The sequence below is a fragment of the Noviherbaspirillum sp. genome (genome assembly GCF_036846085.1).
GTDB lineage: Bacteria > Pseudomonadota > Gammaproteobacteria > Burkholderiales > Burkholderiaceae_D > Noviherbaspirillum.
Genome location: NZ_DAIUCO010000158.1, coordinates 1 through 11,921 on the forward strand (window position 1 = coordinate 1; position 11,921 = coordinate 11,921).

The following is an 11,921-nucleotide window of genomic DNA, read 5'->3' on the forward strand; positions in this document are numbered from 1 at the left end:
GGGGAGTGATCGCACTCCCCTTTTTTCAGGCGCATGACGCCGGAGGCCGGCGCATACCGCAAATCATGTGCGCCGCCCGTGTTTTGTTATACCCTCTTGTTGAATTCATTTGCCGGGACCCAGAATGGATCTATCGATTGCAGCCATCCTTGCACAGGACGGTATAACGAGCGGCGCCATCTACGCACTGCTGTCGCTGGCATTGGTGCTGGTGTTTTCAGTCACCCGTGTCATCTTCATTCCACAAGGCGAATTCGTCGCGTTCGGCGCACTGACGCTCGCCGCCATGCAATCGAATACCTTCCCCCAGTCGGCGACATTGCTGGTCGCGCTGGGTATCGTCACGTTTATTCAGGAAACCTATTTCGTCATGCGTACGGCCGAACGCCGCCGCACCGCAGCACGCAGCATTCCGCTCGCGCTGCTGGCCTTCGTCGTGCTGCCCCTGGCCATCTTCGCCGTCACCAAGACATTCGCCGGTCCGAAGCTGCCGATGGCAATGCAGGTGCTGCTGACCCTGGCGATCGTGGTGCCGATGGGCCCGATGGTCTACCGCCTCGCATTCCAGCCCCTGGCCGAAGCCAGCACCCTGATCCTCCTGATCGTCTCGGTCGGCGTGCATTTCGCACTGATGGGCATGGGCCTCGTCATCTTCGGCGCGGAAGGATCGCGTACGGCACCGTTTTCCGATGCACGTTTTGAAGCCGGCGCGATGGCGATTTCCGGCCAGAGCATCGTGGTCATCGGCGTGTCGCTGGCACTCATCGCCGCACTCTACCTGTACTTCGAACGCACGCTGTCCGGCAAGGCATTGCGCGCCACCGCCGTCAACCGCCTCGGTGCGCGGCTGGTCGGCATCGGCACGGCGCAGGCAGGCCGGCTTGCATTCACGGTGGCTGCGGCCATGGGTGCGCTGTGCGGCGTGCTGATCGCGCCGCTGACCACCATCTATTACGACAGCGGCTTCCTGATCGGTCTGAAAGGCTTTGTCGGTGCGATCATCGGCGGGCTGGCAAGCTATCCGGTAGCGGCAGCTGGCGCGGTTCTGGTCGGCCTGCTGGAGTCTTATTCCTCGTTCTGGGCCAGCGCATTCAAGGAAGTGATCGTGTTTACCCTCATCATTCCGGTCTTGCTGTGGCGCTCCCTGCGATCCAGCCATAACGACGAGGGAGAGGAATGATGCGCATCTATTTCCTGGCCTTCATCGCCTTCATGGCGCTGCTGCCCATCCTGCCCACGCCCGCCTTTTGGATCACGCTGGCCAACTATATCGGCCTCTACTCGATTGTCGCGCTGGGGCTGGTCCTGCTGACCGGCGTCGGCGGCCTGACGTCGTTCGGCCAGGCGGCCTTCGTCGGCATCGGCGCCTATTCCACTGCCTACCTGACATCGCAGCTTGGCATCTCGCCATGGGTCGGACTGCTGGCAGGCATCGCCATCACTGCCGCCGCTGCCTTCTTTATCGGCGCGATCACGATGCGGCTGTCCGGTCACTTCCTGCCGCTCGGCACCATCGCCTGGGGCCTGTCGCTGTACTATGTCTTCGGCAACCTCGAATTCCTCGGCAAGTACGACGGCCTGACCGGCATTCCACCCGTGACGATCTTCTCGTTCACGCTCGACCTCGGCCGGGAGATGTATGCATTGATCTGGCTGACGGTGATCCTGTCGCTGCTGGCCATCAAGAACCTGCTCAATTCCAGGCCGGGCCGGGCCATCAGGGCGCTCAAGGGCGGCGGCGTGATGGCCGAGGCGATGGGCGTGAACACCACCTGGATGAAGATCGTGATCTTCGTGTTCGCCGCGCTGCTCGCCTGCCTGTCCGGCTGGCTGTATGCCCATCTGCAACGGGCGGTGAATCCGACCCCCTTCGGCCTGAACGCCGGCATCGAATACCTGTTCATGGCGGTGGTGGGTGGCGCCGGCTACGTATGGGGAGCGATCCTCGGCGCAACGCTGCTGACGCTGCTGAAAGACCAGCTCCAGCAAATCCTTCCGGCCCTGCTGGGCGCCAACGGCAATTTCGAGATCATCGTATTCGGCATCATGCTGGTCGTGCTTCTGCAGCGTGCACGCGAAGGCATCTGGCCGTTCATACGGCAGTGGTTTCCGAGCAAGCCGGATGCAGTGGCGCCTGCCTCGGCCCCGGCGCTGCCCATGCGCGCGAAGCACGCCCCGGGTGCCACCGTCCTGCAGATCAACCGGGCACGCAAGGAGTTCGGCGGCCTGGTCGCGGTGAACGACATGCAGTTCGATGTCAAGGCCGGCGAGATCATGGGTTTGATCGGCCCCAACGGCGCCGGCAAGTCCACCATGTTCAACCTGGTCACCGGCGTGCTGCCGCTGACCAAAGGCGAGATCCGCTTCCTGGTCAACGGCGAGCTGACCCGCATCGATGGCCTGCCCTCGCGCCGCATTGTCCGCCACGGCATCGCCCGCACCTTCCAGCATGTGCGGCTCATGCCGACCATGACGGTGCTCGAAAACGTCGCCATCGGCGCCCATCTGCGCGGCACGCATGGCGATGTGGCAGGCATCTTCACCAGCATCGTCCGCGCAAACAAGACCGAGGAACAGTCGCTCCTGTTCGAGGCGAAGAAACAGCTCGAGCGCGTCGGGCTGGGCAACATGCTGTACGAGGAAGCCGGCAGCCTGGCGCTGGGCCAGCAGCGTATCCTGGAGATCGCCCGCGCGCTGTGCTGTGACCCGACACTCCTGCTGCTCGACGAACCGGCCGCCGGCTTGCGTTACAAGGAAAAGCAGGCGCTGGCCGATCTGCTGCGAAAGCTCAAGGGCGAAGGCATGACCATCCTGCTGGTGGAGCACGACATGGATTTCGTGATGAACCTGACCGACCGGCTGGTGGTGATGGAATTCGGCACCAAGATTGCATCAGGCCTGCCGGCCGATGTGCAGCAGGACCCGGCGGTGCTGGAAGCCTATCTCGGCGGCGTCGAATGAAATGAAGGAAAACATCATGTCCACACCGGTATTGGAAGTCAGGGATCTGCATGTGGCCTACGGCAAGGTGGAGGCGCTGCACGGCGCCAACCTCACCGTCGGCGCCGGCCAGATCGTCACCGTCATCGGCCCCAACGGCGCCGGCAAATCCACCATGCTCAATGCGATCGCCGATGCGATGCCGGCCAGCGGCACCCTGCGCGGGGACATCCGTCTTCTCGGTCATGACATGCGCGGCGTCGCGATCGAAGCGCGGGTTGCGCAAGGCATGTCACTGGTGCCGGAAAAGCGCGAACTGTTTTCCAGCATGACGGTGGAGGACAACCTGCGTCTTGGCGCCTATCGCCGCTACCGCGCAGGGGACAAGAACCACGCAGACCAGCTGGATGTCGTGTTCGGTCTCTTTCCGCGCCTGAAGGAGCGGCGCAGGCAGGAGGCGGGCACGCTGTCCGGCGGAGAGCGGCAGATGCTCGCCATCGGGCGCGCATTGATGGCGAAGCCGCAGCTGTTGATGCTGGACGAGCCCAGCCTCGGTCTTGCGCCGCTGATCGTGAAAGAGATTTTCCACATCATCGTCGGCCTGAAGCAGACCGGCGTGGCGATCCTGCTCGTCGAGCAGAATGCCCGCGCCGCATTGCAGGTTGCCGATTACGCATATGTGCTGGAAACCGGCGACGTTGCGCTTGAGGGCCGCGCATCCGATCTGGCGAATGATCCGAAGGTGATCGATACGTATCTGGGGTTGGCGAAGAAGGTGGCCTAGCAAACCCCTTCGAGACGGCTCGGAGCATAAAAAAAGCGACGCATCGCGTCGCTTTTTCATTGGCGGCCTGTTCCGCTTACTTCACCCGCTTGTCCTTCTCAATCACCGCATAAGCCGAGTGATTGTGGATCGACTCGAAGTTCTCCGCCTCCAGTGTGTAGGCAGCGATACGCGCATCGGCATTCAGCATGCCGGCCACATCGCGCACCAGGTCCTCGACGAACTTCGGATTGTCATACGCGCGCTCGGTCACATACTTCTCATCCGGCCGCTTCAGCAATCCATACAATTCACAGGAAGCCTGCGCCTCGATCCGGGCAATCAAGTCATCCACCGGCATCTCATCGGCCAGCAAGGCATGGACGGTGATGTGCGAACGCTGGTTGTGCGCCCCGTAGGCGGAAATCTTTTTCGAGCACGGGCACAGGCTCGTGACCGGCACCAGCACCTTCAGCGTGACTTCGAGTTTGCCGTCCTTGATTTCACCCGTGAAACCGACTTCATAATCCATCAGGCTCTCGACGCCGGACACCGGCGCGATCTTGTTGATGAAATACGGGAACGATAATTCGACACGGCCGGAATCGGCCTCGAGCAGTTCCACCATCCGGTGCATCAGCTTGCTGAACATGCCGACATCGAGCGGCGTGCGGTTGTCTTCCAGCAGACCGATGAAGCGCGACATGTGCGTGCCCTTCTGGTCGTCGGGGAGATGCACATACATGTTCCATGTACCCACGGTCGGCTGCACGCCCGCCGCGGTCTTGATCGTGACCGGATAACGCACTCCCTTGACGCCGACGCGCTGGATCGCAATCCGGCGGGTATCGGCAGTGCTTTGCACATCGGGAATGGTGGTCAGGTTCAGATCGCGGGTATTCATGTATATGCCTTATTCAGGTTGTCGCGCCGACTCATGCGGCTGCCGGGTTTCTTGTCAGTTGTTGACCACGAGCCGGGGTTCGCCCTTGCCGAAGCGTTGCCGTATCGATGCCGCAATGCCCTTGGCATCCAGGCCGCATCCGGCAAGCAACTGCGCCGTATCGCCGTGATCGATGAAACGGTCCGGCAGCCCCAGGTGCAGGATCGGCTTCACGATGCCGGCTTCCGCCAGTGCCTCGGCGACTGCCGAACCGGCGCCGCCCATGATCGCGCCTTCTTCCACGGTAACGAGGGCATCGTGCGTCTGCGCCAGCCGCTTGACCAGTTCCACGTCCAGCGGCTTGACGAAGCGCATGTTCGCCACCGTCGCGTTCAGTTCTTCCGCTGCCGTCAGGCTCGGCGCCAGCATCGTGCCGAATGCAAGAATGGCAATCTCCTTGCCCTCTTTCCGGATCTCGCCCCGACCGATCGGCAGGGTGCGCAATTCCGGCTCGATCGCAGCGCCGATGCCGGCGCCGCGCGGGTACCGTACAGCGGCAGGGCCATTATATTGGAAAGCCGTGGAGAGCATCTGACGGCACTCGTTTTCATCCGAGGCCGCCATGACAACCATATTGGGGATGCAGCGCAAATACGCAATGTCGTAATTGCCCGCATGCGTCGCGCCGTCGGCGCCGACCAGGCCGGAACGGTCGAGCGCGAAGGTGACATCAAGATTCTGCAGGGCGACATCATGGATCAATTGATCGTAGCCGCGCTGCAGGAACGTCGAGTAGATCGCAAGAACCGGCTTCAGGCCTTCGCAGGCGAGGCCCGCGGCGAACGTGACCGCATGCTGTTCGGCAATGCCGACATCGTAATAGCGGTCCGGGAAGCGCTGCTCGAACTCCACCATGCCGGAACCTTCCCGCATCGCGGGCGTGATGCCGACCAGCCGCCTGTCCTGCGCCGCCATGTCGCACAGCCAATTGCCGAACACCTGGGTATAGGTCTGCTTGCCGGCGGCGGCGGGCTTGATACCTTCGGCCGGGTTGAACTTGCCAGGCCCGTGGTAAAGCACGGGATCGGCTTCGGCCAGCTTGTAGCCCTGTCCCTTCTTGGTCACCACGTGCAGGAACTGCGGCCCTTTCAGATTCTTCAGGTTCTGCAGGGTCGGCACTAATGAGTCGAGGTCATGGCCATCGATGGGACCGATGTAGTTGAAGCCGAATTCCTCGAACATCGTGGCCGGCACCACCATGCCTTTCGCATGTTCCTCGAAGCGCTTGGCCAGCTCCAGCATCGGGCCGGGCAGCACCGACTTGCCGACATTCTTGGCCGCCGCATAGAACTTGCCCGACATCAGGCGCGCGAGATAGCGGTTGAGCGCACCGACCGGCGGCGAGATCGACATGTCGTTGTCGTTGAGGATGACCAGCAGGTTGATGTCGTTATAGACACCGGCGTTGTTCATCGCTTCGAAGGCCATGCCGGCGGTCATCGCGCCGTCACCGATGACGGCGATCGCATGCCGGGTCTCGCCCTTGGTCCGGGCCGCCAGCGCCATGCCGAGCGCCGCGGAGATCGATGTCGATGAGTGCGCGGTGCCAAAGGTGTCGTACTCGCTCTCGATGCGGCGCGGAAAACCGGAGATGCCGTTGAGCTGGCGCAGGGTGTTCATGCGGTCGCGCCGGCCGGTCAGGATCTTGTGCGGATAAGTCTGGTGTCCGACATCCCAGACGATGCGATCTTCCGGCGTATTGAATACATAGTGCAGCGCGATGGTCAGCTCCACCGTGCCGAGGTTGGACGACAGATGCCCGCCGGTCTTCGACACCGAGTCGAGCAGGTAGGCGCGCAGTTCATCGGCCAGCGGCTTGAGCTGCGTGCGCGGGAGCTTGCGCAGGTCGGCCGGTAGATCGATTTTCTTCAATAAATTCATGCTCATACTAAGCCTTCCGCTGCACGATGAAGTCCGCGAGATCGCGTAAGCGCCGTGCTTCTTGTTCGAACGGCATGAGCGCCCGGTGGGCGTCATTGCGTAATTTTTCCGCCAGATTCCGCGACTCTTCCAAGCCGAGAATCGATACATATGTCGGCTTGTTATCCGCCGCATCCTTGCCCGCGGTCTTGCCCAACGTGGCCGAATCGGCGGTCGCGTCCAGAACGTCGTCGACAACCTGGAACGCCAGTCCGACCGCATCCGCATACGCTTCCAGCGATGCGCGCTCGGCCTCCGACAGCGCCTTGCCGCATACGGCGCCCAGCAACACCGCCGCACGCAACAGCGCGCCGGTTTTCATGCGATGCATCTGCTCCAGTTCGGGCCGGGTCAGGCGCACACCGACACTGTCGAGGTCGATCGCCTGGCCGCCGCACATGCCCACAGAACCGGCTGCTTCGGCCAGGATCCGGACCATGGACAGCTTGCGTGCAGCATCGCCCTCGCCTTCCGACAGGACCAGGAACGCCTGCGTTTGCAACGCATCGCCGACCAGCAGGGCCGTGGCGTCGTCGTACTTCACATGCACGGTCGGCTTGCCGCGCCGCAGCGCGTCGTCATCCATGCATGGCATGTCGTCATGCACCAGTGAATACACGTGAATCATTTCCACCGCGGATGCGGCGCGCATCAGATCTTCCCTGCTGGCGCCGAACAACTCACCGGCTGCACATACCAAGAGCGGCCTGACCCGCTTGCCGCCGTCGAGAGCTGCGTAGCGCATCGCCTCATGCAGCCGATGCGGCGTGTCGCGCTGGTCCGGCAGCATGGCGCCGAGTGCCTCCTCCATTGCCGACTGGACGCTTTTCATCCAGTCGAGAAACGCCGGCTGTACGGTCATTCGTCGGCCTCGTCGCCGGCGTCGTCATCGGAATGTGCGGCAAACGGCTTGAGCATATCGCCTTCCAGCACTTTGACCTGGTTCTCGACCTTATCGAGTTGTCCGGTACAGAACTTGACCAATTCGGAGCCACGCTTGTAGGCGGCGACTGATGCTTCCAACGGCAGCTCACCTGCTTCCATCCGGGCGACCAGCTGTTCCAGCTCAGCCATCGCTTCTTCGAACGACGCGGGCTGGGCGGCGGAAGGGGTTTTCTTTGACATATTGGCCATGATGAAGTTTAGCCGCTTATTTTAGAACAAACCATCTTATGGAGTTGAGATAGGGCAATCGGATTGCGGGCTGGCGCGGAGTTATGCACGGCAGAATTGACAATTTTTCAATGAGCCACTCGGCGATCTCAGCCGTTTCGCCTGCCGGATGGACAATCCGCAAGGAGGAGTACTGTTCCTGTGACAATGTGAGGGGTGGGGTATAATCCGCCGTTCTGTCCAAAATTTCCGTATCATTTTTTCTTGTATACAGGTTTTTGCGGATTCTTTCTCTCTTAGGTTGGTGCAAATTAATTTGGGGGTGGGGATGTCCGATCTGGCTCAACTTGCCAAGCTCGCGCGATCCAACGCGCAACTTCCGGTCAACGTCTACTTCGACGACGTGCTGTTGCAAAAGGAAATCAAGCAATTATTTCATCAGGGCCCGCGCTACGCCGGCCATGAACTCATGGTGCCCAATGCAGGCGACTATGCCACATTGCCATGGGAAAACGAAGGCCGCATGCTGGTGCGCAATCCGCAGGGAATCGAATTGCTGTCGAACGTGTGCCGCCATCGCCAGGCCAAGATGCTCGATGGCCGTGGCAACGCGCAGAATATCGTCTGCCCGCTGCATCGCTGGACCTATGATCTCAAAGGGGAACTGATCGGCGCACCGCATTTCGGCGAGACGCCGTGCCTGAACCTGTCGAAGACGCCGCTGCAAAGCTGGAACGGCTTGCTCTTTGAACGGAACGGCGTCGATGTCGCACGGATCATGTCCGGACTTGGCGTCGCAAAGGATCTCGACTTCACCGGCTACCTGCTCGACCATGTCGAAGTGCACGAGTGCGATTACAACTGGAAGACCTTCATCGAAGTCTACCTGGAGGACTATCACGTCGAGCCTTTCCATCCGGGACTGGGCAGCTTCGTCACCTGCAATGACCTGCGCTGGGAATTCGGCGACCGCTACAGCGTGCAGACGGTCGGCGTGAACCACGCGCTGTCGCGCTCGGGCACGCCGAAGTACCGCAAATGGCAGGAGCAGGTGCTCAAATTCCGCAACGGCGTGCCGCCGCCCTACGGCGCAATCTGGTTGACGCTGTACCCGAACATCATGGTGGAGTGGTATCCGCATGTGCTGGCGGTTTCGACGGTGTGGCCGAAAGGTCCGCAGAAGACGCTGAACGTGGTGGAGTTCTACTACCCCGAAGAAATTGTCCTGTTCGAGCGGGAGTTCGTCGAGGCGGAACGCGACGCTTACATGGAAACCTGCATCGAGGACGATGAAATCGGCATGCGCATGGATGCCGGTCGCCGCATCCTGATGGAACGGGGCACCAGCGAGGTCGGTCCGTACCAGTCACCGATGGAAGACGGCATGCAGCATTTTCATGAATGGTACCGGCGGCAGATCGCCATCTGACACCCAGTCCGGGAAGGTGTCTGCGCACCTTCCATTTTTCAATATCATCTTTGCGACCGGCTTCCGATGCATCCGCGCCGGCGCACTCTCGACTTTCCAAGCCCATGCAGTCACTCTGGATGCTGTTCGCCAGCTTTATGTTTTCCATCATGGGCGTATGCGTGAAGCTGGCGTCCGATACCTATTCCACCGGCGAAATCGTGATGTATCGCGGCATCATCGGCGTTATCTTCATTTATGGCCTGACGCTGATGCAGGGCGGCACGCTCAAGACATCTCTGCCCTGGCATCATTTCTGGCGCGGCGCGGTAGGCGTCACTGCACTATGGTTCTGGTTCTATGCGATCGGAAAGCTTCCGCTGGCAACCGCCATCACGCTCAATTACATGGCTCCGATCTGGATCGCGGCCATGTTATTCACGCTCGGCTGGTGGCGAAGCGAAAAGCGTTTCGAATGGGGCCTCACCGCCGCGGTCGGCTTGAGTTTCATCGGCGTGACGATGCTGCTGCAGCCATCGATGCAGGCGGACCAATGGTTTGCCGCGCTGGTGGGGCTTGCGTCGGGTATCCTGTCGGCGCTTGCCTATCTGCAGGTGCGCAAACTCGGCCTGCTCGGCGAACCGGAATACCGGGTGGTATTTTATTTTTCATTGACCGGGGTGGTTGCCGGATTGCTCGGCACACTCGCCGGTCCCGGCTTCATGGGTAACAGCGGCGAGGCGTGGCACCGCCATGAGCCGACCGGCATCGCGCTTCTGCTCGCCATCGGCGTGACCGCGACCGTCGCCCAGATGGCGCTGACGCGCGCCTATCGACTCGGCAAGACCCTGGTGACCGCCAACCTGCAATACACCGGCATCGTCTTTTCCAGCATATGGGGCATTCTAATCTGGGGCGATCTGTTGAGCTGGCTGGGCTGGACCGGCATCGGCGTGATCCTCGCCAGCGGCATTGCCGCCACCTATTACAATGCGCGCAATGCCCTTCCGCCGGAGAAAACGCCGGCCACGAAGACCGCCGGTCAGGCTGGCGACCGGATCTCAAACGACGTATAGGAAACCACATGCCCTACACCACCCTGATGTCTTCCGCCGATCTTGCGCCACACCTCGACGACCCGAAATGGGTCGTGATCGATTGCCGCCACGACCTCGTCAATCCCGATGCCGGACGTGCGGCGTATGCCGCCGGACATATTCAGGGCGCGGCCTTTGCCAGCCTCGACACGGACATGTCGGACAAAAGCCCGGGGCCGAACGGCGAATTCCGGGGTCGCCATCCTTTGCCGAGCCGTGAAGCTTTCATGGAGAAAGTGCGGGACTGGGGCATTGACGACGACTCGCAGGTGGTTGTCTATGATGCGCAGGGCGGCATGTTCGCGGCACGCCTGTGGTGGATGCTGCGCTGGACCGGACACGCGGCGGTCGCGGTGCTGGATGGCGGCTTGCCTGCATGGCAGGCGCAGGGCCACTCACTGTCGACCGAGCCGCTCAACAGGCCGCGGGGCAATGCGACACTACGCTCCTCCATCGTCACCACCGTCGGCGTGGATGATGTCATTGAAAACCTGTCCAGCAACAAGCGCATCGTCATTGATGCGCGCGCCCCGGACCGGTTCCGCGGCGAGAACGAAACGCTCGACCCGGTCGGCGGCCATATACCCGGCGCGAAAAACCGCTTCTTCAAGGACAACCTGCAAGCGGATGGGCGCTTCAAGACGGCACAGCAACTGCGCACCGAGTTCGGTGCATTGTTCGATGCGCCGGAAAGCACCATCATGCAATGCGGGTCTGGCGCCACAGCGTGCCACAATCTTCTCGCGCTGGAAGTGGCCGGTTTGCCGGGCGCTGCGCTGTATCCGGGATCGTGGAGCGAATGGTGCGCCGACCCGTCGCGGCCGGTCGTGACCGGGAATTGATGGCTATCCGGCCGGCGACATTGCGCGAATCGTTCGATTTCCGATCTGGAATGCAGTCGGGAAGCAATCGATCAATCGATCGCTTTTGCAAAGCCTGCCAACCGGATTTCATCATGGCATTCCTGGCACGCTTCCCCTCTCAGAAGGAATGGGCCGTTCCGCGCTGGCCAGGCATGCAACAGCTCTAATGCCCGTGCGACTGGCTGGTAAGAAAAACCACGATCGTCACGCCAACCGCGATCAATAATATCTGCGGAATCGTCTCACGCATCGTCGCCCGGCGCTGCATCTGCGGCATCAGGTCGCTGACGGCGATGTAGATGAAGCCGGATGACGCGAAGACGAGCACATACGGAATCCACTCGCTGGCCTGCTCCAGCGTGAAGTAACCCACCAGGCCGCCTACCACGCCCATCAGGCTGCATAGCAGGTTGTAGACATAGGCGCGGGCACGGGAAAAACCGGCGTTGAGCAGAACGATGAAGTCGCCGATTTCCTGCGGGATTTCATGCGCGATGATGGCCACGCCGGTAATCAGGCCAAGGCTTGGGTCGGCGAGAAAAGCAGCCGCGATCAGGACGCCATCGGTAAAATTATGCAGACCGTCGCCTACCAGGATCATCCAGCCGGATTTCCCGGCCTCATGCGCATCGTGGCCGTGCGCATGGCCGTGACCGTCGCCTTCGTAGTGGTGGGAATGCCGCAGGATCGCGAATTTTTCCAGCAGGAAGAACGCCAGCAGGCCGCCGAGCAGCACTGCGAACAAGACGTGCGCATCTGCCTGCGACTCGAACGCTTCTGGCAGTGCGTGCAGCAACGAGGTCGACAGCAGGATGCCGACCGACAGGCTGACCATCCGCTCCACCATTTTGGACAGTACGGTAAAGGAAAACAC

11 protein-coding genes are annotated in these 11,921 nt (G+C 61.4%); 6 read left to right on the forward strand and 5 right to left on the reverse strand.

Features of this window, described 5'->3' with window-relative positions; genetic code table 11:
* Positions 1-124: 124 nt before the first annotated feature.
* From V7080_RS17110 to V7080_RS17120, 3 genes are read left to right on the forward strand one after another with little or no spacing between them, the layout of a single operon-like run.
* Positions 125-1,180: a branched-chain amino acid ABC transporter permease gene (locus V7080_RS17110; protein ID WP_334189604.1), complete on the forward strand. Its 1,056-nt coding sequence runs from the start codon at positions 125-127 to the stop codon at positions 1,178-1,180.
* A complete protein-coding gene (locus tag V7080_RS17115) occupies positions 1,180-2,961 on the forward strand; it encodes a branched-chain amino acid ABC transporter ATP-binding protein/permease (protein WP_442947245.1) in 1,782 nt (593 codons plus the stop codon). Before V7080_RS17110 ends, V7080_RS17115 begins: the two co-directional genes overlap by 1 nt.
* A gap of 16 nt (positions 2,962-2,977) precedes the next feature.
* Positions 2,978-3,724: an ABC transporter ATP-binding protein gene (locus V7080_RS17120; protein ID WP_334189606.1), complete on the forward strand. Its 747-nt coding sequence runs from the start codon at positions 2,978-2,980 to the stop codon at positions 3,722-3,724.
* Between the two features lie 76 nt (positions 3,725-3,800).
* Here the strand turns inward: V7080_RS17120 and folE2 are convergent, their stop codons facing one another.
* The 4 genes from folE2 to V7080_RS17140 are packed head-to-tail and all read right to left on the reverse strand — an operon-like array spanning position 3,801 to position 7,691.
* Positions 3,801-4,607: a GTP cyclohydrolase FolE2 gene (folE2, locus tag V7080_RS17125; RefSeq protein ID WP_334189607.1), complete on the reverse strand. Its 807-nt coding sequence runs from the start codon at positions 4,605-4,607 to the stop codon at positions 3,801-3,803.
* Positions 4,608-4,661: 54 nt separating this feature from the next.
* Positions 4,662-6,527 (reverse strand): 1-deoxy-D-xylulose-5-phosphate synthase, encoded by a 1,866-nt coding sequence (dxs, locus tag V7080_RS17130; protein WP_334189608.1) that lies wholly within the window; start codon positions 6,525-6,527, stop codon positions 4,662-4,664.
* 7 nt (positions 6,528-6,534) lie between these two features.
* Positions 6,535-7,428 (reverse strand): polyprenyl synthetase family protein, encoded by an 894-nt coding sequence (locus V7080_RS17135; protein ID WP_334189609.1) that lies wholly within the window; start codon positions 7,426-7,428, stop codon positions 6,535-6,537.
* A complete protein-coding gene (locus V7080_RS17140) occupies positions 7,425-7,691 on the reverse strand; it encodes an exodeoxyribonuclease VII small subunit (protein WP_334189610.1) in 267 nt (88 codons plus the stop codon). Before V7080_RS17140 ends, V7080_RS17135 begins: the two co-directional genes overlap by 4 nt.
* 316 nt (positions 7,692-8,007) lie before the next feature.
* On the opposite strand from V7080_RS17140, the gene V7080_RS17145 reads away from it, so the two are divergent.
* From V7080_RS17145 to V7080_RS17155, 3 genes are all read left to right on the forward strand, one after another.
* Entirely contained in the window at positions 8,008-9,108 is a 1,101-nt protein-coding gene (locus V7080_RS17145) for an aromatic ring-hydroxylating oxygenase subunit alpha (RefSeq protein WP_334189611.1), read from the forward strand.
* A 104-nt stretch (positions 9,109-9,212) separates the two neighbouring features.
* On the forward strand, positions 9,213-10,163 hold the full coding sequence (locus V7080_RS17150; RefSeq protein WP_334189612.1) for a DMT family transporter: 951 nt from the start codon (positions 9,213-9,215) through the stop codon (positions 10,161-10,163).
* Between the two features lie 8 nt (positions 10,164-10,171).
* Entirely contained in the window at positions 10,172-11,026 is an 855-nt protein-coding gene (locus V7080_RS17155) for a sulfurtransferase (protein WP_334189613.1), read from the forward strand.
* Between the two features lie 184 nt (positions 11,027-11,210).
* On the opposite strand, the gene V7080_RS17160 is transcribed toward V7080_RS17155, so the two are convergent.
* Positions 11,211-11,921: ZIP family metal transporter (locus tag V7080_RS17160; protein ID WP_334189614.1), on the reverse strand; the 711-nt coding region annotated here is incomplete at its 5' end.